Source organism: Bradyrhizobium sp. Leo114 (assembly GCF_055229415.2).
The window spans coordinates 97,363-120,901 of record NZ_JBUYEN020000015.1 but is presented as its reverse complement, the minus strand read 5'-3'; the positions used below and the strand labels follow the sequence as shown (position 1 = coordinate 120,901).

Genomic DNA, 23,539 nt, shown 5'->3' with positions numbered 1-23,539 from the left:
GCATCCTTGCGACGGTAAGTAGTAGCTGGACCAGGCCGACCGAGGGCGAAGCAGGTCATTTTGTCGCGGTCTTTCTTGCACCTCACGATGTTGGGGCGGCCGCTTCATACTCGCGCGCCAACCGTGCGACGAGCTCGTGTACATTCGGGATGTCGTCGATCAAGCCAACGCCCTGGCCTGCGGACCACAGATCGCGCCACGGCTTTCGTTCTGCCAGACGATCCGGGTTCTCCCGTGTGAACTGGACAAGGCGATCAACCGGGAATCCATTGTCTGCGATCGACCTATGGAGGAAGTTGCAGTTGACGCCTCGAGTGAAGACCGGCGTGTAAACAATCTCATGACTTTGGCTATTCACAATCATCGACTTGTATTCGGCAGGAGCCATCGATTCCTGCGTAGCGATGAAGCGAGTACCCATGTAGCAAAGTTCGGCACCGAGAGCTTGTGCGGCTCGGATGGATCGACCGTCTGAGATCGTTCCACCTAGTACGATCGTGCCTGAGAAGAATTTTCTTACCTGCGGCAAGAACGCGAATGGATTCAGCGTGCCTGCATGCCCGCCGCCTCCACCACAGATGAGTATTAGTCCATCCACTCCGGCAGCAGCGGCCTTCTCTGCGTGGCGAAGCGTGGTTACATCGTGGAAGATTTGGCCGCCCCAGCCGTGCACCTCACTAACGAGTTCGGTCGGATCGCCTTTCACGGTGATAACTAGCGGAACTCGCCGCTTCCGGCAGACTTCCAAATCCCGAACATGCCTCGGCGTGTCGCCTCGTTCGCGCGACGGAGCCCCAATGTTCGCGGCAACAGGACCGACCGTCCTGCCAGTACGATTGGTGAATGCAACGAGCCGTTGATCAATCTTGTCAAACCACTCGTCATACTCTTCTGACGATCGCGTAGACGATGACGCGGCGACGCCGACCACGCGAGCTTCGGCCGCGGCGGCGACGAGCTCTGGGCCGGTTACGAGGAACATTGGAGCCGCAATGATTGGCACAGCCAGGTCCGCGAACAGCGTGGTCTTTTCAGGAATACGGCTGGTCACAAAAGATCCCTTTCTAAAGCGCCAGATCGCCGGCGAGCATTTGCTTGACGATCTGACGCGGAAGAATTTCGTTCGTCCCGTCGGCGACGTTGATCTTTCGCATTGTAATGTAAGCGTCGGTTAGGTGCATTTCGTTCGTCATGCCAATCGCGCCGTGAAGTTGGATGACCCGATCAACGGCCTTAACGCCGGCTTCGACCGCGAAGGCCTTGGTCATCGAGAGTTCCTTTTGCGCAGTGGCGCCTCGATCGATCAGTTGGGCGACGTTTAAACTCATCAAGTGAGCGGCATGAATTTGCATCGCCGACTCGGCCAGCGGAAACATTACGCCTTGGTACTCTGAGAGCGGTTGCCCGAAGGTTTGGCGCACTTTTGCGTACTCGAAAGCCATTTCGAGAGCCCATCGTCCGATGCCCACGACGCGAGCCGAGTTATAGATGCGCCCGAGGTTCACTCCGAGCATTGCCGTACGAAAGCCGCTGTGCAATGTTCCCACTAGATGCATCGGCTCGAGCCGCACGTTATCAAAATGAAGCATCGCTTCGTCGCCACCAGAGCTGCCCCACATTCGAATGACCTTTTCGATAATGAAGCCGTTCGAGGCAGTTGGAACGATAAACGTGCTGATGCCCCCGGCGCGACGTTCGGCGCGCTCAGGATCCGTCACTGCAAAGATGACCGCGTAGTCTGCGTGAGGGCTGTTGGTAGTCCAGATCTTGTTGCCATTGAGACGCCAGCCGTCGCCTTCGGGAGTTGCACGGGTCTTGATCATCGCCGCATCGGAGCCAGCTTCCGGCTCGGAGAGACCGAAGCAAAGCGTCGCCTTGCCGTTCATAATATTGGGTAGCAGCGACGCTTTCGCATCGGGATGCAAATTGTCGAGAACCGCGCTGGGGCCTTTGGCCCAATGGCTCAACACGTGGTGACCTAGCCAATATTTCATCCCGCACATGCGGAATATCTGTTCCCAGACAGCGAAATAGGCGACGAGCGGAAAGCCGCCGCCGCCCATGTGCTGAGGAGCGCACATCGCATAGAACCCCTCTTGCGCAGAGGCGACACGGACGTTTTGGATCAGGTGGAGCACGTCGGGGCTGAACCGACCGTCTTTCTCGTATAGCAGGCGTTGATCGGTCAGCAGCCGCTCATGCCCTTCGTGAAGCGGGAATACTTTCGTCTTCAGAAAGCTTGCGACCGCGTCGAGAAGCATGCGGACATCTTCGGGGTAGTCATAGGCAATGGCGGTCATCGATGCGCACCCAGAGCTTCTGCGAGGCAATGTGGCGATGCTCGCAATCAGGTTGCGAGCTTGCCGATCTCTTCCGTCCTCTATTCCTTCGCTTTCGCGTTCCAATCGAATAGTGTCGGCTCCTTGTTTACGAATCGCCTGACCGCTGCGGCATGATATTCGTCGGTGCGAGCCGTCGCCTGGGCATATGCCTCCAGCTCAAGGACGGTACGGGCGTCAAGATGGAACGACTGGTTCAGAATGTTCTTGGTCAGTCCAATTGCGCGCGTTGGCGCCAAGCAGAGGCGGCGAGCAAGTTCTCGAGCCGCATCCATAAGCGCTTCCGGCTCGTAGATCGAGTGCACGATTCCCAGGCCTCGTGCTTCTTCCGCTGAGATCCGTCGGCCCGTAAACATGATCTCCTTCGCCTTCTGGAGTCCGACCAGGCGTGGAAGCAGAAAGAGCCCGTTCCAGTCCGGCACCAGGCCGATGCGAACGAAGCTCTGAACGAAAAATGCGCGGGAGCTCGCCAGAATGAAGTCGCCCACGAGAGCCAAGTTGAAGCCGGCACCGGCTGCCGCGCCGTCTACCGCTACCACCACAGGAACTTCTAGATTTAGCAAATCCATCATCCGATTATGGGATTCGCGTAAGCCCTCGCGGGCGGCAAAGGCGGTTCTACTGCCGCCGCGTTCGTGCATGGACTTGACGTCGCCACCCGCGCAGAAGGCACCGCCCGAGCCAGTTAGGATAGCAACCTTGACGTCGGCGCCGGCGCGGGCGCGTAGGATCTTGAGAGCTTCGTCAAGATCGTGCCGCATTGGGTCCGAAAGTGCATTTCTCGCGTCCGGCCTATTGAGCGTCAAAGTCGCAATCTGATCTTCGATATCGAGCTTAATGTGAGTGAACTGCATGGTCTGGATGCCTCAGTGAAGTGTTCGAATGGTGGCCGCGACTTTGGGCGAGGCGGAAGCGCCTCTTTAATTGATCAAGGGCCGTTGCCGGCCTCGAAAGCTGCACCGGACTGAATGAGGTGTTCGATCTGAGTGTCGTCATAGCCGGACTCGCGTAGAATCTCGCGGGTCGCGGCTCCCTCAGTCGGGGCGTCTCCGGCGATAGTGGGAGGAGTCTCGGACATCCAAACTGCCGGGCGAGGAACGACGATGTCGCCTTCAGTCGGGTGCGTCCGTCGGACGAAGAAGCCGACCTCCTTTAGGTGAGCGTCCTCAAGGAGGTCTTCCAAGGTGTGCATTGGCCCATGGGGAATTTCCGACTGTACGAAGAGCTCGAGCCACTCGGCCGTTGACCGCGTAGCGAGAACGGCAGCCATTGCGTCAAGCACGGCCTCGGGGTTCTTCGCGCGCGCCTCCTGGGTCGAAAAGCGCACGTCCGATTTATAGTCCGTCTTACCAGTAACGTCGCAAAAGGTGCGCCAGTGCTTGTCGGTAAACGGAATCACGCAAATCGCGCCATCCTTGGTAGGGAAGGGCCGCCGGGCGGGTGACACGGCGCGCACATTCCCGATGTCGCCGAGCGGTGGGTCGAACAGCGCTCCGGTCATGTGGTCTCCCAACATGAATTCGATAGCGTTTTCGTACATGGGGACTTCGACCGCTTGTCCGCGCCCCGTTCGTTCTTGTCGGACAAGTGCGGCGAGAGTTGCGTGAGCTGCGGTGACGGCTGTGAGCCTGTCCACCGCGTTAAGCGGAAGATAGCGAGGTACGCCGTCCTTTCCTCGAGCTGCGAGCGAAGCGATGCCGCTCATCGCCTGAATCAAATCGTCGTACGCAGGACGGTCCCGATAAGGACCTTGGCGGCCGAAGCCTATGATGTTCGTACAGACGAGCTTCGGGTTTGCCCGATTGAGTGACTCGTAGCCCAGCCCAAGCCGCTCCAGAGCACGGGGACGCATGTTGTGGATCAACACATCGGCTCCTGCCGCAAGTCGGCGGACGACGTCGATTGCGTCTTCCTTCTTCAAATCCAGAGTGAGTGAGCGCTTATTTCTGTTTAGGAGCAGGTGATAGGCGCTCATCTTTCGGCTTCGCGCCGGAACTGCAATTCTTAGCGGATCGCCACCCGGCGGCTCGACTTTGATAACGTCGGCACCATAGTCGCCGAGAATGCGGGCGCATAGCGGCCCCGCGATCACAGTGCTCAGGTCGACGATGCGCTTGCCCGCTAACGCGCCGGTCATTCAATCCTCATTCTATCCGCCCCTGCCGTAGGGAGAGCTTCCCAGCCTTCATCAGCGATCCTTGTGACCGTCGATTAGTTCACCAAAGAACTCCCACGTCTCGCCGGTGAATTTCATCAGGCGAATCTGCTCCAATGGTGCGTGATCGGTCGGGGAGGTCTTAAGTCGCGAGCCGGGCAGATAGACTCCGATCGAAAGATCGAGAGATTCCGCTTGCTTCATCACGTTCTCGCGCGTCAAATCGTCGCCACACTGCTCCAGAACTTTCACGAGGGCGGTCGCCGATCCATATCCGTAGGCATTGGACAGATCCGTCTTGTCGCCTTCCGGATAGTGCTCTTGCATGAACTTTCTAAACTCGTTCATGCCGGCGTCGTCCTTCCACTGAGGATCGTTCGGATCTTTCATATATTGAGAGCTCAAGACGTCCTTTGAATTGTCCAGGCCCGCCGGTTGCAGCACGTTTGTAATCCCGGCCGCCGAACTCGAGATGATGCGGACCGGCTTCCATCCCAGGGACGCAATCTTCCGGATGACCTGCGCAGTAAACTTGGTGGTCGTCAGCGCCATGAAGATGTCTGGATTGGCGGCCTTGATCTTGTAGACCTGCGAATCCGCCGTCGGCTCGGATGTCTCGTGAGACACCTCGGCTACGATCATGGAAGCAGCATTGTCGCCGAGAGCTTCGCGAATGCCTTTGCGGTAGTCTCTGCCGATATCGTCATTCTGGTAGAGGATGCCGATCTTGCTGCCCGGAAAGTTCTTCAGGATATACTGGGCGTAGACTCGGCCCTCCGTGACGTAATTCGGCGACCATCCCATGCTCCATGGAGCCGCCTTCGGATCATCGAACCTGGCTGCGCCGCTGGCAGTGAAAAGTTGAGGAACGTGTTTTGCGTTGAGATAGGTTTGGGCGGCGGCGCTTGTCGGCGTGCCGATCATGCTGAACATCAGCAGCACTTCGTCGCCTTCAACAAGCTTTCGCGTCTGTTCGACGGTCTTTGGTGGACTGTATCCGTCGTCGTACGAAATGAAGTTGATCTTGCGTCCGTTGATGCCGCCGCGCTCGTTGATCATCTTGAAATACGCTGCCTCGGCCTTTGCGATTGCACCGTAGGCGGAGCCAGGACCGGAGTAGGCCGCGGTATTGCCGATCTTAATTTCGGCGTCGCTTGCGCCCGGACCGTACTTTTTCTCACCGGCGTGACCGTGCGCGCTCGTCATCAACAACATCGCCGCCAACATCCCGCGTTTTGCGCGAAGCTTCACGTTCCCTCCAAAATGTGCCGGCGATCTTGATGCCCGGTGTGGGCGCGTCGCGGATTGTGCAAACTGTAAACATTATGCACGTCGAAAATAGTCCGTCAAACAGAATGGATTTCCGCTCCGCGAACAAAGCGAAATCCCGGTACTGTCGACAGTTGACATTGAGAGGGCTTGCAGTACTGCCAGCCGGGTTCGCTCCGTAGTTCCTCTCGAAGCGAATTAGTACTCGGTCGTTCAGATCAATCGAATGTCCGAGCGCGTGACTATCCGCAGCTGTCGGCGGCGCCGGTCGGCACTGGCAAGCGGCAGCATCGTCCTCTAGGGGCGTTCCTCCCTTGACTTCGCCGGGACCAATGGTCCCGGCGACTTTTATCGACAGATACAACAGTATGATCGAAGACGCGCGTGCAGCGGGCTCGGTCGCCGATTAACCGCGATTTGCCATCGTGCGGAAAAGCACGACAAGCTTCGGAAGCTCTCTGCTCTGAAATGAATGGCGTCGATCGCGCTTAAGAAGAAGGTAAGCTGAGTTCGGCGGTGGCGGCGGCTAGCAATTTGTGATCGCAGAGAGCGCGAAGATCGAATGAGACCGTCCCGTTAGAGATCTCGCGGATGGCCATCTCTAATCTCACAGTGCTGTCGACTTGGCCGGGAACAAGAAACTTTCCACGGATTGCTCCAGTCCGACTCCATGCGTCCTCACCAAACAGCTCGCACATCCATGATTCGAAGGGAGCGAGGAGGAGAGGGCCTTGCGCAATCACCTTCCCAAAGGGGGTATTGGCTGCGTAAGCTGGATCGCAATGGATCGGAGCGTCGGTACCGAGCAGAGAGCCGAAATCGCGGAATGACTCCAACGTCATCCGCGGTCCGCTGCGGGAAAATTGCTGTCCGACCTCGAGTTCATGAATGCTTAGCATGGCCAATACAACGTGTGTTTGATCTTGGCGACGGACCGACTGTCGGTTGTACATTTCACGTGCTGGTCCACGACAATGAAGCGCTTCTCGTTGCGGATGAACTTCTCGACGATTGAGATTTCGACGGTCAATGGCTCGCCGAGATGGGCGGCGCTGATCATTTGGATCTCTTCCTGAGCATGCAGCACGCCTGGCGGAAATCGCATCTGCCCCTTCAGCGCCTTGAATTCATTGAGCAAGAATGCGGGAATTCGACAGCCGGACCGAAGCCGGGGCGCTTCTTCGCCAAGACATCTATAAAAACGTGCCAGGTCGTTCAAGTCGATCAGCAGCGGTTGCGGAGGGAAGGTCGTGCCAACCTCGACACTGTCGTAGCCTACGCCGCTCCATCCGCCCATTCGATGGTCAGGCTCGAGTGCTCCCATCATTTCGCTCCGCATCAGCCGAAATCGCATGGCCGTGGTTTTTGACTTCGCGAATGACTGATAGTAAGCGAAGGGGAATGTGTCAACAGTTGGCAGAAGATCGGAATCCGCTTGGGATCGAAGCCGATCTTCTCTGCCGCCAAACTTCGATCCTGGAGGATTAGCAATGCCACTCTTCAACGATTTCGGTTTCACGGACGAGCAAAAGCTGATGCGCCAAAGCCTTTTGAGCTTGGCCGAACAGCATCTTCCGGTCGAGAAAATCCGCGAGCTCGATCGTGACGGTGGTTGGCCTCATGATGCATACCAAGCTCTCGCGCGGGGAGGTTGGCTGGGCCTTCTGTACCCGGAAGAATACGGCGGCCTCGGAGGCAGCTACAAGGACATGGCTATCCTGCTGGAAACGCTGTCCTACCACTATGCCTGCCTCGGCACGACGTACATGACCAGCGCGATCTATGCGGGCCTTCAGCTACTCTACAACGGTAGCGAAGAGCTGAAGCAGAGCTACATGGTCCCCATGATCAAGGGCGACATCTACATCGCCTTCGCATTGACCGAGCCGCAGACCGGTTCGGACGCAGCCTCGATCAAGACCCATGCGGTCCGGGACGGCAGCGACTACATCATTCGCGGCCAAAAATGGTTCATTACATCAGCGCATGTCGCGGACTATATCGTCCTGGTCGTCAAGACTGACCCGAACGCGGAGCCAGCGCACAACGGCTTCAGCCTGTTCCTCGTCGATGCCAAGGCCCCCGGTCTGACGATCCGGCCGATCGAGACGATGGGAAGGCATACCACGCATACCAATCAGATCTACTTCGACGAAGTTCGCGTGCCTGCGCGCAACCTGATCGGGCAGGAAAACAAGGGTTGGCGCATCCTTATGCGCGGTCTCAATCTCGAGCGAATGGCAATCGCCGCCTGTGGTGCCGGCAACGCACAGAAGGCCATCGATATCGCGCAGGACTACGCCTCGCAGCGCATCCAGTTTGATCAACCGATCACGAAGTTCCAGGTCATCGCGCACAAGCTCGCCGACATGCGCATCAAGGCCGAAATCGCCCGTTTGGTGACCTATCGAACCGCCGAGATGCTGGACGCCAATTACGACTCGCGGATGGAGACGGCGATTGCCAAGATCGTGGCCACCGAAAACGACTTCGAATGCGCCAACATTGGCATGCAGGTCATGGGCGGAGCCGGCTTCTCGATGGAGCACGACATGCAGCGGCTTTTCAGAGACTCCCGACTTGGGCCGATCGGCGGCGGAAGCAATGAAATTCAGCGCAACATCATCGCCAAACTGATGGGCTTGTAAGGTAGGGAAGGCAGCAAATGACAACGACTGCTCCGGCGCCGCGCGGGATGTACTTCGAGGACTTTACCGTCGGCCAAGTCCTGACTACAGGGCGGCGAACGATCACGTCGACCGACATCGTGAACTTCGCCTGCCTTTCGGGAGATTTCAATGATGTCCATACGAATCACGAGTACTGCAAAACCACGCCGTTCGGGGAGCCCATTGCACACGGTCCGCTCGTCTTCGCAGTCGCCGCGGGCCTGAATTACGCATCGGGGATGAACGATGGGACCTTGCTTGCGCTGCTCGGGATCGACAAGTGGCGCATGAAGCGACCGGTCAAACATGGCGATACCATCTTCGTCCGCACGCAGGTCATTTCCAAGCGGGAGACCAGCCAGCAGGATCGAGGCGTGGTGACGTTCGCACGCGCCTTCGTCAATCAGCGCAACGAGGAAGTGCAGGAGATGGAGGTTTCGATCATGTACCGCCGTCGCGCGGTCGCCTGATCAGGCCTCCTGCGGTTGCTTTGCGACCCAGGTCTCGACCTCTGAGCGGAGGATCTTTCCGGTGTTGTTGCGCGGCAAGCTGCCCTTCGAGACGAACATCACTCGCTTGGGCCGCTTGTACGATGCCAGCTCGTCGCGGCACAGCGCGATCAGTTCGTCGGAGCTTGGGGCAGGGGATTCCGACGCCACCACAAGGACCGGCACCTCGCCCCAGCGCGGATCGGGCTGCCGGACCACGACCGCCTCGACGATCTTCGGATGCTGCAGGGCCACGCGCTCGATTTCGGCGGGATAGATGTTCTCGCCGCCAGACTTGATCAAATACTTGCTTCGGTCGACATAGCTTAGACGGCCATCTGCGCGGCGAACAAAGACGTCACCCGTATGATACCAGCCACCACGGAACGCGTCGCGCGTAGCGTCCGGTGCGTTCCAATACCCGCTGAACAAGGTCGGTCCCCGCATCACTAGTTCGCCGGGCTGTCCTTCGAGGACAGGCGTTCCGGAATCATCGAACAACGAAACCTCGCAAAGAAGGCTCTCGGTCTTTCCCAAATCTGTTGGAATTTCACCAGTCGCGAGCCGCCCTGCAGACGCCGGCGGCATGCCGGTCTCCGTGCTACCGAACGTGTTCGTGAACGGGACGCCAAGGACTGACGTAAGGTCGGCTATCTGTTGCGGCGCGAAAAGGTCGGCCATGGCGCCGAACTTCTTGAGCCGTTTCACCTGTGGCCGCCGCTCGCGGAGATAAGCCAACGTTTGCTCGACCATGCCTGGAAAGAAGATCAGGTTGCTGAGACTATCGCTCTCAAGGTAATCGCAGATGACGGGAAGATCTGCCCCATCGAGCACGACGACCTTGCCGCCGAGCAGCAGCGTGCCAAGCCCCAGCTCGACCGAGGCCATATGGCATAGCGGTGACCAGGCTAGAAAGGTATCACCGCCGTCTACTCCGTAGTCGCTCACGTACACCATGAGCCGTGCGAGGATCGCTCTGCGGCTGATCAGTGCCCCCTTCGGCAAACCGGTCGTTCCGCTGGTGTAGATGATGAACAGTCCGGCTTCGGGGTCGTCGTCGACACCAGGACCGTCCATCGGATCGCACTGTTCGATCCGACGATCGAGAAGAACTCCGGTTTCGAGGATCTCGCCGCAAACCGTGTCAGCCAGGAGCGTCGTCAGCTTAGGCGAGACGATCGTAACCTTGGGCTGAACGAGCTCGACGCAGTGTCGGATTTCCTTTGCCGAGAGCCTGAAGTTCAGGGTGGAAACGATCAGCTTGAGCCGGATCGCCGCGATCGCGAGTTCGAGAAAGATCGGAGAATTCTCGCTGAGGATGCATACGCGATCCCCCGGTGCGCATCCGAGAGAAGCAAGCAAGGATTGGAGTTTCCTCGATCTCTCGTCGAGCTGCGCATAGCTCAGCTCCCGTCCGGCCGATACGACTGCGGTCCGATGCGCCTTTAGCCTGCATTGCTTGGCGAACAGAGCCGACAGGGAGAGCTGCGAGACGATGCTGGTTTCTTTGTTCATTTTTATTGAGCCCTGTGGGTGCAGACGAGCGAAGATAAGAGGCGTTAGCACAACGCTTTTCGAATTGTAAGCTGTAGACAGTTGGCAGATTTCGGGCTATCAGCGAGATAGGCCCGCGCGCCCCGTCACAAGCCATAAGTATACGGAGGAAATCATGAATCGTGTCGTCCGGCTTGTCGTCGCCCTGCTGGCGCTCGGCGCCACCTTCGCCGTTCGACCGGTGACCGCCCAAAGCTATCCGACGAGGCCGGTCAAGATGATGGTGGGCTTCAGTCCCGGTGGGACTATCGACGTAACGGCTCGCATTGTTGCCGATCAACTCGGTCAGAAACTGGGGAAGCCGTTCATCGTCGAAAATCGCACCGGCGCGAACGGGCAGCTGGCAGCAGAGGCCGTAGCCAAAGCCGAGCCCGACGGCCAAACCATCTTTGTCAGCAACAGCAGTTCGATCACGCTCAATCCCACTCTCTTCAAGAAGCTGCCTTACGATCCCGAGCGAGACTTTGCTCCGGTCACGACGGTCGTTGCCGCGCCTCTCATTCTCGTGGTGAATGCGGATGATCCGAAGTCGAAGGACATCAAAACCGTCAAGGACCTCGTTGCGGCCGCAAAGAGTAAGCCGGGCGAAATCTCCTATGGTTCGGCGGGCAACGGAAATATCACTCACCTTGCCTTTGAGCTTCTCAGCCAGCGCGCTGAGATACAGATGCTACATGTCCCATACCGTGGGGCCGCTGCGGCTGAAGTCGCGGCTCTTTCGCAGGAAGTTATCGCCGTCTTCGATACACTCTCGGCGATTCCCTATATCAAAGCCGGGAAGTTTCGGGCCATCGCAGTCTCCTCCCCGACGCGTCTGCCGGCGCTCCCTGACGTTCCCACCATTGCCGAATCCGGGTACCCGGGATTCGATATTACTTTCTGGGTCGGCATTTTCGTTCCCAAGAAGACCCCGGCGTCCATCGTCGACGTGCTGCACAAGACGATCGTAAGCGCTACCCAAGATCCCGCAGTGCAATCCCGCCTCGAGCCGCAAGGCTTGATCTCCACGCTTACGCCGAGCGAGTTCGCCGACAAGATCCGCACGGAGACGAAGCAACTCGCCGACGTTGCGGCCGCGGCTCACCTCGAACCGAACTAGCTCCGAGCGGACACTTGGATCCGTGCCCTGCGGGGTGCGGGTCACTGAAGCAGTTGAATATTCGTGTCGTCTACATTGTTCCGTAAGCGCGATTTCTACGCCGGTATGGCGATCATGCTGCTTGGCAGCTCTGTCGCGCTCGACTCGAGCATCAACTACGACCTCGGCACGTTGGCCCGGATGGGACCTGGTATGTTTCCTCTCATGCTGGGCATCGTCCTCGCGGTAGTAGGGGTTCTAATCGTTGGGACGGCGGTCACCGCGCCGTTCGACCCCGAGGAGCGATTTCTCCCGAAAGACAAGCACTGGTGGGCGTGGAGCTGCATTCTGGGAGGCCCGATCCTGTTCGTCATTTTTGGCGAGCGCTTCGGGTTTCTTTCTGCAACATTCCCGTGTGTCTTCGTGTCTGCATGCGGTGATCGCGCCGCGACACTCAAGGGATCCTTCATCCTCGCTCTGGGAGTATCGCTGGTTGGATCCCTCCTATTCGTGGGCCTTCTGCAGTCGCCCCTTCCTCTGTTCAGGTGGAGCTTCTGATGCTCGCACAGGCGTTCAGCGATCTCTGGTACGGCTTCGGCGTAGCCCTCGAGCCTCAAAATCTGATGTGGTGTCTGATTGGGGTTTTCATCGGCAACATGGTCGGCGTGCTTCCAGGCATGGGGCCGCTTGCAACCATCTCAATCCTTCTGCCGCTTACGTTTGGCATTAAGCCGGTAGGCGCAATCCTTATGTTGTCGGGCGTGTTCTACGGCGCGCAATACGGGGGGCAATCTGCTCCATATTGCTGAATCTACCGTGTCATCCACCGCATGCGGTGACTTGTCTCGACGGCTTTCCGCTCACCAAACAGGGGCCGCGGCGGGGGGCCGCGCTTGGAGTCACGGTAATCTCATCATTCGTCGGCGCTTCATGGGGGATCACCGAGATGGTGTTCCTTTCACCGATCCTCTTGCTGGTTGCGCTGAAGTTCGGTCCAACCGAGATATGCTCGTTGATGTTGCTCGGCCTGCTTGCGGGATCGACGCTTGCGCGCGGCTCGCCGCTCAAAGGCATTGCCATGACCACGATCGGCCTGCTGCTTGGAATTGTCGGTAATGATATCGACTCAGGAACTCCACGCTTCACGTTTGGAGTTACCCAGCTCTATGACGGTGTGGAGATCGTGGCGCTGGCGCTGGGATTGTTCGGCATCGCAGAGTTCTTGAAGAGTGTGAACCAGCCCTCGGAGATTACGACCGCATATTCGAAAGTGGGCTTTCGCGACCTGAGGCCCTCGCGCGATGAGCTTCGTCGCGCAGTTCCGGCAATGTTTCGTGGCACGCTAGTTGGTAGTCTTTGCTCCCTGATTCCTGGCACGGGGCCGACGATCGCGTCATTCATTTCCTATGCGGCCGAGAAGAAGATCTCGAAGGCACCCGATGCGTTTGGCACGGGTATGATCGAGGGAGTGGCCTCTCCAGAGGCCTCGACACATTCCGCGGTTCAGGGTGATTTCATTCCAACCATGAGTCTCGGAATCCCAGGCGACGCAGTGATGGCCCTCATTCTCGGCGCTCTGATGATCCAAGGCATCGCGCCGGGTCCGCAACTCATCAGCGAGCACCCAGACATCTTCTGGGGCTTAGTGGCGAGTTTCTGGATGGGAAACATTATTCTAGTGGTGCTGAACGTGCCGCTCATCGGATTTTGGGTCAAGCTTCTCATGATCCCCTACAAGTACCTTTATCCGAGCGCGCTCTTTGTTTGCATCGGCGTCTACAGCGCCAACAACGAGATGTTTCAGGTCGCCGAGACGATATTCATCGGTCTAGTAGGATTCGTTCTTCTGCGGCTCGACTTCCACCCCGCTCCAATACTGCTGGGGTTTGTGCTGGGTCCTCGGTTCGAAGAAAGTTTCCGACGCGCGATGCTTTTGTCGCACGGCGACATTCTCGCCTTCGTCAAGCATCCAATCAGCGCGGTGTTCATCGCGCTGTCCGCCGCCCTGATTGCTGGTCAGGTCTACCTGCGCTTTCGAGACTCAAAAGTCTCGCCGGCCGCATTAGAATCGGAAGGAAGGGTGCGCGTGTCCCCGCTGGCAATCGAAGAATAGGCGGCGAGCGGGGAGCCGTATAAGGCGCTCTTTTCGGGCGCTTAACCAACGTGCAATTGACTGCGTCGACAGGTGGGCGGAGCCCGCCTGTCTGTCCGAGTCACTTCGTCGGGGCCGCCCAGTTCTGGTACATCGATAGCAGCGCCACGATGTCCTGTCCCCGAAAGCCCTCAGCCAAGGCCAATGCGTACAGCTCGCGCGATGACGATGCCGATGGGGTCGGCATCTTGATTGCTCGGCCGAGTTCGATAGCCAGTGCGAGGTCCTTTTCACCAAGCTCCATCTTGAATCCGGGAGAGAAATCCCCCTTGAGCGCGTTCGGAAAGCGCTTGGTGAAGTGATGCGATCGACCGCCACTGACGGACAATACGTCGTACAGTTTCTGTGGTTCGACGCCGGCGGCCACACCCAGCGCGAATGCTTCGGCCGCCACTAGCACGTTGCCCATCGTCATCATGTTGTTGACGATCTTGACGGCCTTGGCTGTGCCAACTCCGCCTGTGTGCTTCCACTCGGCGCCAAGTCTCTGCAGAATCGGCTCCGCGCGAGTGATGTCTGACAATTCGCCTCCGGCAATGAGAATGAGTTTGCCCGACCTGGCCTCGTTCGGGCCGCCGCTTACGGGGCAGTCGACGACGGCGACTCCACGGGCTGCCGCCGCTTCCGCGACGGTCCGCATTGTCTGCGGATCGATCGTGCTGAGTTCGATGCAGAGTGCTCCCTTCTGGGCGCTCGCGACGATACCGGCGGCACCAAGCCAGGCTTCTGTCACGGCCTTTGGATCGGGGAGGCTGGTCAGAATGATCGAGCGATCCGCGAGGGCTTCCGAGATGCTCGAGGCTATCCGGAAGCCGTCCTTCGTCAGCCTGGCGCGCTGGTCGGCGCTCACATCGAACCCCAAGACGTCGAAATTCGAGTCTCGGAGCCGCGCGGCCATCGCCGATCCCATCTGTCCCATGCCGATTACGGCAACCTTCTGTGTCATCCAAATCTCCATCGATAGTTACTTACTGGAAGTTGCCTTGAAGGCGGCTTGGTCGTGGTCGGCGGGCTCAGCAATTTTATGTTGCCAGCGGGCAGACCAGGTCGTCAGGTTTGCGGGCGGGACAGGCGTGGTTCAGAGATACCGCCGCAGTCCCAAATTCCGTCACGCTGACCTGCCTTGGCGTCAAAAGCAGAGCGAGGCGCTCTCGGGAGCGCCTCGCAGAGCTAAGTTTAAGCTGCGGACTTACGCGGCTTAGCGCCGACGTAAGCGGCGGAGCTTTCGCCGGCGAGCTTGCCGAACACCGAGCCGGACATGAGGCCGGTGCCGCCCGGATAGTTCTCGAAGAACAGGCCGCCGACGAGCTCACCTGCGGCGTAGAGGCCGGGGATGGACTGATCGGTCATATCCTGTACTTCGCCGCGGGTGTTCACCTGGAGACCGCCGAAGGTGAAGGTAATGCCGGTGGTGGTCACGAAGGCGACGTAGGGCGGCTTGTTGATCGGCAGAGCCCAGTTCGACTTGGGCGGCGAGATGCCGCGAGCCGCCTTGCCGTCGAGAACGGCCGGATTGTACGGTTCGGGGCCGCAGGCCGCATTATATTCGTTGACCGTCTTCTCGAGTTCAACCGGATCGAGTTCGAGCTGCTTGGCAAGGCCGGCGATCGTGTCGGACTCGGCCTTGGTGACCTGCTTGATCCGGTACTCGTCGCGCAGCATCCCAACCGTCTGCTGGTCGAAGATCTGGATCGCGGTACGGCGGGGTTGGCTCATGATCTCGCGACCGAACTTCGCGTAGGTCAGGTTGCGATAGTCCTCGCCTTCGTCGACGAAGCGCTTGCTGTTGATGTTGACCATGATGCCGAGCGGGTAGGAGTGCTTCTGGAAGTTGTCCAGCACCCAGCGGTCGCCGTAGGGCGGCGCCGAGATATCCCACTCGCAAGCATGGCAGCTCGACCAGTTGCCGTAGGGGCGGGCGCCGATCGCGAGTGCTGCGAAGATGCCTTCGCCCATATTGTGGCGGGTGCCGCGGACGCGACACAGGTCCCAGCCGGGGCCGAGATAGCGGACGCGCATCTCCGGGTTGGATTCGAAGCCGCCGCAGGCGAGGATCACCGACTTGGTGGCAATCTCGGCGTAGCCCTGCTTCGTACGAACCTTGACGCCCTTGATGACCCGGTCGTCGCCCTGCACCAGGCCGATCAACGCGGTACCATAACGGATCTCGATGCCGAGCTTTTGCACGCGGGCGAGTTCCGCCTCGACCAGACCCGCGCCACCACCGACGGACTCGATGTTGACACCGCCGTAGAAGTGGTGCTTGCCGTCTACCAAGAAGGACTGGCGGCCATACATCGGAACGAAGCGAATGCCGTGGCTGCGGAGCCAGCCCATGGTGGATCGGGAGCGGTCGATCAGCAGGTTGGCGAGGTCTTCATCGGATTGATGATGGGTGACCTCCATCAACTGGTTGTAGAAGAACTCACGGGTGTGAGGGGGGATGACGATCTTGCCGCGCTCCTCGGCCGTGAGGTCGGGAATGACATCCTTGGCGATGTCCTCTGCGCCTTCATGCACGAACCGAAAACCGCCAGCCGTGAAGTAGGAGTTGCCGCCCTTTTCCTCCTCCGGCGCGCGCTCGAGGACCAGTACGCGAGCTCCGTTCTCATGCGCGGAGATTGCGGCACAGAGCGCGGCGTTGCCCGCGCCGGCAACAATGACGTCGTATTCCTTCACGGCAGTTTCCTTTCCGGATGATGGTTTTCGAACCCGGCGTCGTAATACTAGGGATCGGCCAAGGTGTCTACAGTTGTCAGTTTGCGTTTTGAAAACTGTTGACACTTTTGGCTTGGCATGCTGGCATATTCCCGCGATTGCGGGGCGGCGGTTTCGGTCGCTCCGCCTTTCGGCGCGGTCCCGCGTCTCAAACCAGAAACCTAGAATAAAGGCGCAGATGGAAATCTCTCAAGGAAAATTTGTCGTCACCGGTGGCGCCAGCTTGATCGGTTCGCATGTCGCCGAACAATTGCTGCAGCGCGGTGCCCGCGAGGTGGTGCTCCTGGACAATTATGCGCTCGGTAGCCCCGACACCGTAAAGGAGATTCTGGGAGACCCGCGTGTCAAGCTCGTTCGAGGAGACATATTGCGGCTCAACGAGCTCTACGACGCATTCGAGGGGGCGGACGGCGTGTTCGCGATAGCAGGTTTCCTGACCCTGCCGCTTAGTCAGAACCCCAGCTTGGGTCTAGCCGTCAATGTGGAAGGACAAGTCAACATCTTTGAAGCTTGCCGTTACCGCAGTGTGAAGAAGGTCGTGTTCTCGTCCTCGGTCGCAGTGTACGGGGATCCTGCCCCCGGCCTCATCGAGGAATCGGCGCCCACCAATCTCGCGACCTTCCAGCCGGCCGCGGCGCTCTATTCTTGCACGAAGCTCATCGGGGAGAATCTCTGCAAGCTCTATAGCGCCAAGCATGAGATCGAGGCGGTCGCGCTGCGATACTCGACCGTCTACGGCGAACGCCAGCACTACCGGGGCGTCAACGCCCTCTACATCATGGAGAACTACGACCGCATCAAACGCGGAGAGCCTCCGGTCATCCCGGACGACGGCAGCGAAGTCCACGACTACATCCATGTCTCCGACGTAGCCCGGGCTAATGTCATGGCTATGGCGTCGGAGGTAACGGGCGAAAGCTTCAACGTGACCACCGGAAGCTCGACCTCGCTGAATCGGATCGTGGAACTGCTGGTCAAGATCACAGGCACCAAACTTAAGCCCGTGCACAAGGCCAACACGTCCGCCGTGCGGGCAAGCGTCACCTCCCAACTCGACTTCAGCGTAACAAAGATCGAAAAGTTCTTGGGCTGGAAGCCGGAGGTGTCGATCGAGGAAGGAATACGTCGTCTTATTGCGTGGAGAGAGCGCGAGGACGCGGTGCAAAGCCGTAAGCCGGCAGCCTGATCTGGAGCCCAAAATGTCAGAATACGAGATCTTCGCAATTCACTATGCCCAGATTGCTGAGCGGAAGGCGCGCGACAACTTCATCGGAGGCGATCCGCATGACGGTTCGATGCCTATGGACTTCTTTGTCTGGGCCTTGAAGGGTGGGGGACGGACGATCGTGGTCGATACAGGCTTTGACGACAAGATGGGGCTCAAGCGCCAACGGAAAGTGTCCCGATCGGTGGCCGATGGCCTAAAGGCTGCCGGTATCGATGCCAACAGCGTCAAAGACGTCGTACTTACCCATATGCACTACGATCATGCAGGCAACCACGATCTCCTGCCGAATGCGACATACCATGTGCAGGACCGAGAGATGCAGTACTGCACGGGGAGGTGTATGTGCCATTCATCCCTCCGACATCCTTTCGAGGCGGAGGATGTGACCGCCATGGTCAACAAGCTCTACCAGGGGCGCGTAACATTTCATGACGGAGCAGGCGAGATCGCTGACGGTGTTTCCGTTCATCTAGTTGGCGGTCATTCCAAAGGTTTGCAGTGCGTCAGGGTGCGGACTCGGCGAGGCTGGGTCGTTTTGGCATCGGATGCGTCGCACTACTACGCGAATTTTGAACAGAGGCGGCCGTTCCCGATCGTCGTCGACGTGAGCGAAATGCTCGAAGGATTCGACACCATGCAGAAGCTCGCCTCATCGCCGGCCCATATCATCCCTGGTCACGATCCCCTTGTCCTGAAGCGGTATCCGGCGCAGCCTGGCGGCCCTGCAGATATCGTTCGGCTAGATGCCGACCAGCGGACGTAAGGATCGCGAAGTCATGCAGTATCGTCGTCTTCCTGCAGTTTTCATGCGAGGCGGTACGTCCAAAGCTGTGATGTTCCAGCGAGGGGATCTTCCGAAGAATCGGCAGGACTGGGACGCCATCTTCCTGCAGGTCATGGGCTCTCCCGATCCAAATGGAAGACAGCTCGACGGCATGGGAGGAGGCATCTCCTCCCTGTCTAAAATATGCGTCATTGGACCGCCTACGCGGGCAGACGCCGACGTCGATTACACATTTGTACAAATCGGCGTCCAAGACACCTTCGTCGACTACGGCGGAAATTGCGGCAACATGTCTTCGGCGGTCGGGCCATTCGCGGTCGAAGAGGGAATTGTACGGAAGCCGCCGGATGGCGAGGCAGTCGTTCGAATCCACAACACTAATACCTCGAAAGTGATTGTGGCACGCTTCCCGGTCCAGGACGGAAAGCTGGCTGCCAGCGGAGATGCCGAAATCGATGGTGTTGCGGGTACGTCGGCCCCAATCCGGCTTGAATTTCTCGCACCGGGGGGAGCGAAGACCGGAAAGCTGCTTCCGACCGGCAACGCCTATGATGAGTTAGAGATCGCAGGGTTGGGACTTGTAAAGGCTACCTGCGTCGACGCGGCAAATCCTTGCGTTTTTGTGGACGTAGCTGCGGTCGAAAAGATGGGCGACGAGCTTCCGCAAGAGCTCGAGCGCGACCTGGTCTTCTTGGCTCGTATGGAGGACATTCGGTGCTGCGCGTCGGTCGCGATGGGGATAGCCAAAGACCGGGAAAGCGCCGGGCGAATGACCGGCCTTCCAAAGGTGGCGATGATCTCGCCAGCCCGATCGGGGCGAACACTCTCGGGCCGTGCGCTTAGTCCGTCAGACGCCGATCTTTGGGTTCGCATGATCTCCGTGGGGCAACCACATCGCGCGGTACCAATAACGGGGGCGATTTGCCTGGCCGTGGCTACTCGGGTGCCGGGCAGTCTTCCCGCCAAAATGTGTCACGCGACTGGTCCTGTCCGCATTGCCCATCCTTCTGGTGTGACGCTTGTAGACGCGTTGGTGTCGGGCGACGGAACGGAGTTGCGAGCAGAGTATGGTGCCGTCTATCGAACTGCCCGTCGGCTATTTGAGGGGCACGTGATCTATCGGGCATCCACTTAATCTTGGCAAATCGGGTGATTGCTTTGACGTCTTCTTCGAAGCTCTTCGCACCCGCCAACATAGGGGGATTGGAGGTCTCGAACCGGATCGTGTTTGCAGCGACCAGCTCGGAACTTGCTGATAGCGAAGGCTTCGTCGGGGACGACGTCGCCGAATACTACGCCGAGCGTGCGCGTGGTGGAGCTGGACTAATCATTGTTGAAGCGACCTATGTGGAGCAGGAGGGCAAACGGCTTCGCCACAACGCCATGCTGCACGATGACCGTTTCATCCCGGGTATGCGAGGAGTCGCAGCAGCCGTTCATGCCGCAGGTGCGAAGGCCGCGCTGCAGCTCAATCATGGCGGGCGAGAATCGATACCCGAGGTGTGCGGTTCGCAACCCCTGGCACCATCGCCTTTCGCTTCAGAATTCACGGGCGTAGGCGAAGCCGTCATACCCAAGCAATTGAGCATCCGAGAGATCGATCGCATAGTGGAGCGCTTTGGTGACGCTGCGGTCAGAGCTCAAAAGGCAGGGTACGACGCGATAGAGCTTCATGGTGCACATGGATATCTCATCGGCCAGTTTCTATCCCCAGAGTCCAACCGGCGTGAGGACGAGTACGGCGGCACTCCGCAGAACCGGTCGCGGTTCTGCGTACGTATCATTCGTGCGCTTAAAGCTCGATTGGGCCAAGAGTTTCCGGTCATCGTGCGGATGAATGGATCGGATCACGTCAAGCAGGGGCTCGAAATTGATGATGCGATCATCCTCGCGCAACTCTTCGCGGCAGCCGGCGCAGATTCCTTAAGCGTCTCGGGCGGCGTGCACTCATCCCGCCCATATATGGTCGTGCCCGGCATGTCGGTGGAGCGGGGATGCTACGTCAACTATGCCAGCGCAATTCGGCGACACGTCAACATTCCAACGATGGTCGTGGGACGGATCAACACGCCCGCGCTTGCGGAGGAGATCCTCGACCGCGGAGACGCCGATTTCATATGTCTCAGTCGAGCTCTGATTGCCGATCCGTACTTTCCTGCCAAGGCTAAGAGCGGTCAAGGTGACAGGATTGCTCCCTGCATCGCATGTAACGAGTGCATAGCGACCATCCACCGGCACAAGGGGTTGGCCTGCACCGTGAATCCCATCGTGAGTCGCGAGTTGGAATTGAAGCCGCTGCTTTCCAAGAAACCTACGACGCGACGAATTGCAGTTTTGGGCGCGGGCGCTGCTGGAATCTCCGCCGCGCTGACGGCCGCCCGTCGTGGACATCACGTTCATCTCTACGAGCGCGACGAGTACATTGGCGGTCAATTGAGGCTCGCTTTTCAGCCTCCCCACCGCGAAGAGATTGGAAATCTACTTCGATATTTCTCGTCCGAAATCGATCGCCTGGACATTGCGGTGAGCGTCGGCCACCAGCCGTCCTTTGACGAATTACGGACCCTCGCGCCGGACGCGGTTGTCATAGCAACTGGGGCTGAGGCAACGAAACCGGACTTGGCGGGCGCCGAACTCCCGCATGTAGTTGGGGGGTGGCAAGTGCTCGCCAGGACCAAAGAAATTGAAGGTGCGTGCGTGATTGTCGGAGGCGGCCTCGTCGGTGTCGAGGTGGCCGATCTTCTGGCAACTAGGGGGACGCGCGTCACCCTTCTCGTGCGGTCAGAATTTCTCAAGAAGGCGGTCCATGCCGATAAAGTCTACTATTTGGATCGCATTAGGGAACTTGGAGTCGAGGTGATCTCGAAGGCGGAATTGCGCGCGATAGGTGAGGCCTGGGTCGAAATCCAGTCGGAAGGTGCGGGTCGGCGCGTGCTACACGGGGTCCACAATGTCGTGCTTTGCACTGGGTACGGCTCGAGGAGGGCGGAAACCGAGCATTTCGAGAAATTGGGAGTGCCGATCCATTACGTTGGCGACGTCCGTGGCCCCCGCAAATTCTTCGAAGCGATCGAGGAGGGCACCCTGGTGGCTCTTGAGCTCTCCTAACCACTTGTTTTATGGGCTGTTTCCCGTTGATAAATGAGGGAGTCGAACCGAGATATAGTGGGAATCGGCAACCGCCGTGCTACATAAGTGTCGGCGATGCGACCTTGCGTTGGGGGAATTAGGCCGGAGCTGCGTTGAATGGGCTTTATGGGCCTGGCGCTGATCGCGGACCGAAACTCCGAGAGTTTTCAAGCTGCCGTAGTCTTCGAAAGGGCACTATGACCGAATTACTGAATCGCAAAGTCTCGGCGAGATCGCTGGTGGACACGCTCGTCGAGCGTATCGAGGCCGCGATCATCAGCGGTGAGCTTCAACCTGGCAGCAAGGTGCGAGAGCAGACCTTGGCGGCGTCTCTCGGAGTAAGTCGCGGTCCACTTCGGGAAGCGATCCGAAGGTTGGAGGGACGCAAGCTGCTGGAGCGCACGCCCAATATCGGCGTGCGGGTTGCGACAATCTCTCCCAAGGACCTTTACGAGGTCCTCCAGCTTCGCGAGGTGCTCGAGGGGCTTGCCTGCTCGTTGGCCGCCACGAATATGACCGATGAAGAGCTGGAGGCTCTCTCCGAGTTGCTCGATCAGCACCAACAGCAACGGAGCGTGCAAGAGGGCACTGGTTATTATCAGGAATCAAAGGACTTCGACTTTCACTTTCGGATTGTTAAGGGGAGCCGTAACGTCCGGTTGATCCATATGCTTTGTGAAGACCTGTACTATTTGCTCAGGGTCTACCGCTACAAGTCGAGCACGAAACCTGGGCGAGCGAAGCAGGCTCTGAAGGAACACAAAGACATTGTGGCTGCATTGGTTCGGCGCGATCCTGAAGAAGCGGAACGAAGGATGCGTCTCCACATCAGAAATGCGCGTCGTTACGTTGAAGAACAGGTCTTAGAAGCGCCTGCTCGCCAGGACGTCGAGCGCGGCATCGAAACCAAGCCAAAAGTCAGTTCAGGGCGTCAATTGCGTGAGAAAGCCGCGTTGACTGAACGGCGCTGATAGACAGTCGCTGTTCAGTCCATGTTCGGTGTGGGGTTAGCCGGCCTTCTCTTGCGGCATCCCGTCGGGTGCAATCGACTTGATGATTGAAGAGTCTAGTGCCTCGTATTCATGATAGCCAATCGTTGCATACAGCTCGGCTCGCGTTTGCATTCGGTCGATTAATCGATGCGTACCACCGTCTTTACGGATTCCTTCGTAAAGGTCCGCGTGCGCCTTTGCAGCTACGCGAAGCGAACTGACCGGCCAAATGACCATCTTGTAGCCGAGCTTTTCGAAGTCCTCGGCGGTCATAAATGGGGTTCGACCGAATTCGGTCATATTGGCGAGCAGGGGGACCTGCACAGCGCTGGCGAATTTGGCGAACGCATCCCGATCAGTTAATGCCTCGGGGAAAATCGCGTCGGCGCCGGCTTCGACGTAGAGCTTGGCTCGTCGGATCGCCGCGTCGATTCCCTCGTTGGCGACTGCGTCCGTGCGCGCAACAATGTACAGATGCCGCCGTGCCTTCGCCGCTGCCGCAACCTTAGCCGCCATTTCGTGTGGCGCAACCAGTCTCTTGTCGTTCAGGTGGCCGCACTTTTTCGGCAGGATCTGGTCTTCGATTTGAACAGCTGCTGCTCCGGCATCTTCGAATGCCCGCACCATGTTCATTACGTTGAGGACCTCGCCATAGCCCGTGTCGCCGTCGACCAGGACAGGAAGATGAGCGGCGCGAGAGACCTGGCGGATATAAAAGCACACATCATCGATGGTCAGGATCCCTAGATCAGGCAATCCCATCGATGCCGATACGGCCGCTCCGGACAAATAGACGGTATCAAACTTGGCTTGCTTGGCTTGGAGAGCCGCTAGGCCCGAATAAGCTCCAGGAATCTGCAAAATTCCCGGGCGCTTAAGCAGCGTGCGAAAGCGCTCGCCCGCTGGAACGGTCGGCAGATCGTCGGCGACCAGATAGGTCATGTTGAAGTACCTTCACTGTAGTGCTTGGAGAGTGGCCGACGG

20 protein-coding genes and 1 pseudogene are annotated in these 23,539 nt (G+C 58.6%); 10 read left to right on the top strand and 11 right to left on the bottom strand.

All coding sequences use genetic code 11. The features are described 5' to 3' along the window. Window positions 1-82: 82 nt before the first annotated feature. The 7 genes from ACZIRK_RS19795 to ACZIRK_RS19765 form a co-directional block, all read right to left on the bottom strand. Window positions 83-1,051, bottom strand: coding sequence for an NAD(P)H-dependent flavin oxidoreductase (locus ACZIRK_RS19795; protein WP_463328001.1), 969 nt, complete (start codon window positions 1,049-1,051; stop codon window positions 83-85). A 13-nt stretch (window positions 1,052-1,064) separates the two neighbouring features. Then, window positions 1,065-2,300: an acyl-CoA dehydrogenase family protein gene (locus ACZIRK_RS19790; protein WP_463328000.1), complete on the bottom strand. Its 1,236-nt coding sequence runs from the start codon at window positions 2,298-2,300 to the stop codon at window positions 1,065-1,067. An 80-nt stretch (window positions 2,301-2,380) separates the two neighbouring features. Continuing rightward, entirely contained in the window at window positions 2,381-3,193 is an 813-nt protein-coding gene (locus tag ACZIRK_RS19785) for an enoyl-CoA hydratase/isomerase family protein (protein WP_463327999.1), read from the bottom strand. 74 nt (window positions 3,194-3,267) lie between these two features. Next, entirely contained in the window at window positions 3,268-4,476 is a 1,209-nt protein-coding gene (locus ACZIRK_RS19780) for a CaiB/BaiF CoA transferase family protein (protein WP_463327998.1), read from the bottom strand. A 51-nt stretch (window positions 4,477-4,527) separates the two neighbouring features. Beyond that, a complete protein-coding gene (locus ACZIRK_RS19775) occupies window positions 4,528-5,721 on the bottom strand; it encodes an ABC transporter substrate-binding protein (protein ID WP_463328024.1) in 1,194 nt (397 codons plus the stop codon). Between the two features lie 530 nt (window positions 5,722-6,251). Beyond that, window positions 6,252-6,605, bottom strand: coding sequence for a MaoC family dehydratase (locus tag ACZIRK_RS19770; protein ID WP_463327997.1), 354 nt, complete (start codon window positions 6,603-6,605; stop codon window positions 6,252-6,254). Window positions 6,606-6,655: 50 nt separating this feature from the next. Beyond that, the gene (locus tag ACZIRK_RS19765; protein WP_463327996.1) at window positions 6,656-7,087 is read right to left on the bottom strand and encodes a hypothetical protein; all 432 of its coding nucleotides are present in this window, start codon (window positions 7,085-7,087) and stop codon (window positions 6,656-6,658) included. Between the two features lie 166 nt (window positions 7,088-7,253). Here ACZIRK_RS19765 and ACZIRK_RS19760 point away from each other — a divergent pair, with 166 nt between their 5' ends. Both ACZIRK_RS19760 and ACZIRK_RS19755 read left to right on the top strand, forming a co-directional pair. Beyond that, on the top strand, window positions 7,254-8,411 hold the full coding sequence (locus ACZIRK_RS19760) for an acyl-CoA dehydrogenase family protein (RefSeq protein WP_463327995.1): 1,158 nt from the start codon (window positions 7,254-7,256) through the stop codon (window positions 8,409-8,411). Window positions 8,412-8,428: 17 nt separating this feature from the next. Further along, window positions 8,429-8,902 carry a MaoC/PaaZ C-terminal domain-containing protein gene (locus ACZIRK_RS19755; protein ID WP_463327994.1) on the top strand — a complete coding sequence of 158 codons (474 nt, stop codon included), beginning with the start codon at window positions 8,429-8,431 and terminating at the stop codon, window positions 8,900-8,902. Here ACZIRK_RS19755 and ACZIRK_RS19750 read toward each other — a convergent pair whose 3' ends face one another. Next, entirely contained in the window at window positions 8,903-10,435 is a 1,533-nt protein-coding gene (locus ACZIRK_RS19750) for a class I adenylate-forming enzyme family protein (protein ID WP_463327993.1), read from the bottom strand. It abuts the gene before it with no gap. Between the two features lie 256 nt (window positions 10,436-10,691). On the opposite strand from ACZIRK_RS19750, the gene ACZIRK_RS19745 reads away from it, so the two are divergent. The 3 genes and pseudogenes from ACZIRK_RS19745 to ACZIRK_RS19735 all read left to right on the top strand — a co-directional run bounded on the left by ACZIRK_RS19745 (window position 10,692) and on the right by ACZIRK_RS19735 (window position 13,665). After that, a complete protein-coding gene (locus ACZIRK_RS19745) occupies window positions 10,692-11,573 on the top strand; it encodes a Bug family tripartite tricarboxylate transporter substrate binding protein (protein ID WP_463327992.1) in 882 nt (293 codons plus the stop codon). 63 nt (window positions 11,574-11,636) lie between these two features. Then, window positions 11,637-12,110: a tripartite tricarboxylate transporter TctB family protein gene (locus ACZIRK_RS19740; RefSeq protein ID WP_463327991.1), complete on the top strand. Its 474-nt coding sequence runs from the start codon at window positions 11,637-11,639 to the stop codon at window positions 12,108-12,110. Continuing rightward, window positions 12,110-13,665 (top strand): annotated as a pseudogene (locus ACZIRK_RS19735) (tripartite tricarboxylate transporter permease). Before ACZIRK_RS19740 ends, ACZIRK_RS19735 begins: the two are co-directional and overlap by 1 nt. A gap of 100 nt (window positions 13,666-13,765) precedes the next feature. Here the strand turns inward: ACZIRK_RS19735 and ACZIRK_RS19730 are convergent. Both ACZIRK_RS19730 and tcuA read right to left on the bottom strand, forming a co-directional pair. Next, window positions 13,766-14,650, bottom strand: a complete 885-nt coding sequence (locus ACZIRK_RS19730; protein ID WP_463327990.1) for an NAD(P)-dependent oxidoreductase — start codon at window positions 14,648-14,650, stop codon at window positions 13,766-13,768. 230 nt (window positions 14,651-14,880) lie between these two features. Then, window positions 14,881-16,383, bottom strand: a complete 1,503-nt coding sequence (gene tcuA / locus ACZIRK_RS19725) for an FAD-dependent tricarballylate dehydrogenase TcuA (RefSeq protein ID WP_463327989.1) — start codon at window positions 16,381-16,383, stop codon at window positions 14,881-14,883. Between the two features lie 217 nt (window positions 16,384-16,600). Between tcuA and ACZIRK_RS19720 the strand changes: the two genes are divergently transcribed. The 5 genes from ACZIRK_RS19720 to ACZIRK_RS19700 all read left to right on the top strand — a co-directional run bounded on the left by ACZIRK_RS19720 (window position 16,601) and on the right by ACZIRK_RS19700 (window position 22,534). Further along, entirely contained in the window at window positions 16,601-17,608 is a 1,008-nt protein-coding gene (locus ACZIRK_RS19720; RefSeq protein ID WP_474418375.1) for an NAD-dependent epimerase/dehydratase family protein, read from the top strand. A 13-nt stretch (window positions 17,609-17,621) separates the two neighbouring features. Beyond that, complete coding sequence (locus ACZIRK_RS19715) at window positions 17,622-18,413, top strand: N-acyl homoserine lactonase family protein (protein ID WP_463327987.1); 792 nt, start codon at window positions 17,622-17,624, stop codon at window positions 18,411-18,413. A 13-nt stretch (window positions 18,414-18,426) separates the two neighbouring features. Beyond that, the gene (locus ACZIRK_RS19710; RefSeq protein ID WP_463327986.1) at window positions 18,427-19,569 is read left to right on the top strand and encodes a PrpF domain-containing protein; all 1,143 of its coding nucleotides are present in this window, start codon (window positions 18,427-18,429) and stop codon (window positions 19,567-19,569) included. Between the two features lie 14 nt (window positions 19,570-19,583). Continuing rightward, entirely contained in the window at window positions 19,584-21,542 is a 1,959-nt protein-coding gene (locus ACZIRK_RS19705) for an oxidoreductase (protein WP_463327985.1), read from the top strand. Window positions 21,543-21,760: 218 nt separating this feature from the next. Further along, entirely contained in the window at window positions 21,761-22,534 is a 774-nt protein-coding gene (locus ACZIRK_RS19700) for a GntR family transcriptional regulator (RefSeq protein WP_463327984.1), read from the top strand. Window positions 22,535-22,570: 36 nt separating this feature from the next. Here ACZIRK_RS19700 and prpB read toward each other — a convergent pair whose 3' ends face one another. Beyond that, window positions 22,571-23,497 (bottom strand): methylisocitrate lyase, encoded by a 927-nt coding sequence (gene prpB, locus ACZIRK_RS19695; protein ID WP_463327983.1) that lies wholly within the window; start codon window positions 23,495-23,497, stop codon window positions 22,571-22,573. Window positions 23,498-23,539: the final 42 nt, after the last annotated feature.

What these genes read in the sequence shown, in the direction of transcription:
- ACZIRK_RS19755 (WP_463327994.1), top strand. Translation starts at nt 8,429, where the DNA reads ATGACAACGACTGCTCCGGCGCCGCGCGGGATGTACTTCGAGGACTTT.
- ACZIRK_RS19745 (WP_463327992.1), top strand. Translation starts at nt 10,692, where the DNA reads ATGATGGTGGGCTTCAGTCCCGGTGGGACTATCGACGTAACGGCTCGC.
- prpB (WP_463327983.1), bottom strand. Translation starts at nt 23,497, where the DNA reads ATGACCTATCTGGTCGCCGACGATCTGCCGACCGTTCCAGCGGGCGAG.
- ACZIRK_RS19700 (WP_463327984.1), top strand. Translation starts at nt 21,761, where the DNA reads ATGACCGAATTACTGAATCGCAAAGTCTCGGCGAGATCGCTGGTGGAC.
- ACZIRK_RS19785 (WP_463327999.1), bottom strand. Translation starts at nt 3,193, where the DNA reads ATGCAGTTCACTCACATTAAGCTCGATATCGAAGATCAGATTGCGACT.
- ACZIRK_RS19715 (WP_463327987.1), top strand. Translation starts at nt 17,622, where the DNA reads ATGTCAGAATACGAGATCTTCGCAATTCACTATGCCCAGATTGCTGAG.
- ACZIRK_RS19765 (WP_463327996.1), bottom strand. Translation starts at nt 7,087, where the DNA reads ATGGGAGCACTCGAGCCTGACCATCGAATGGGCGGATGGAGCGGCGTA.
- ACZIRK_RS19770 (WP_463327997.1), bottom strand. Translation starts at nt 6,605, where the DNA reads ATGACGTTGGAGTCATTCCGCGATTTCGGCTCTCTGCTCGGTACCGAC.
- ACZIRK_RS19790 (WP_463328000.1), bottom strand. Translation starts at nt 2,300, where the DNA reads ATGACCGCCATTGCCTATGACTACCCCGAAGATGTCCGCATGCTTCTC.
- ACZIRK_RS19750 (WP_463327993.1), bottom strand. Translation starts at nt 10,435, where the DNA reads ATGAACAAAGAAACCAGCATCGTCTCGCAGCTCTCCCTGTCGGCTCTG.
- ACZIRK_RS19710 (WP_463327986.1), top strand. Translation starts at nt 18,427, where the DNA reads ATGCAGTATCGTCGTCTTCCTGCAGTTTTCATGCGAGGCGGTACGTCC.
- ACZIRK_RS19760 (WP_463327995.1), top strand. Translation starts at nt 7,254, where the DNA reads ATGCCACTCTTCAACGATTTCGGTTTCACGGACGAGCAAAAGCTGATG.
- ACZIRK_RS19720 (WP_474418375.1), top strand. Translation starts at nt 16,601, where the DNA reads ATGGAAATCTCTCAAGGAAAATTTGTCGTCACCGGTGGCGCCAGCTTG.
- ACZIRK_RS19730 (WP_463327990.1), bottom strand. Translation starts at nt 14,650, where the DNA reads ATGACACAGAAGGTTGCCGTAATCGGCATGGGACAGATGGGATCGGCG.
- ACZIRK_RS19775 (WP_463328024.1), bottom strand. Translation starts at nt 5,721, where the DNA reads ATGTTGGCGGCGATGTTGTTGATGACGAGCGCGCACGGTCACGCCGGT.
- ACZIRK_RS19780 (WP_463327998.1), bottom strand. Translation starts at nt 4,476, where the DNA reads ATGACCGGCGCGTTAGCGGGCAAGCGCATCGTCGACCTGAGCACTGTG.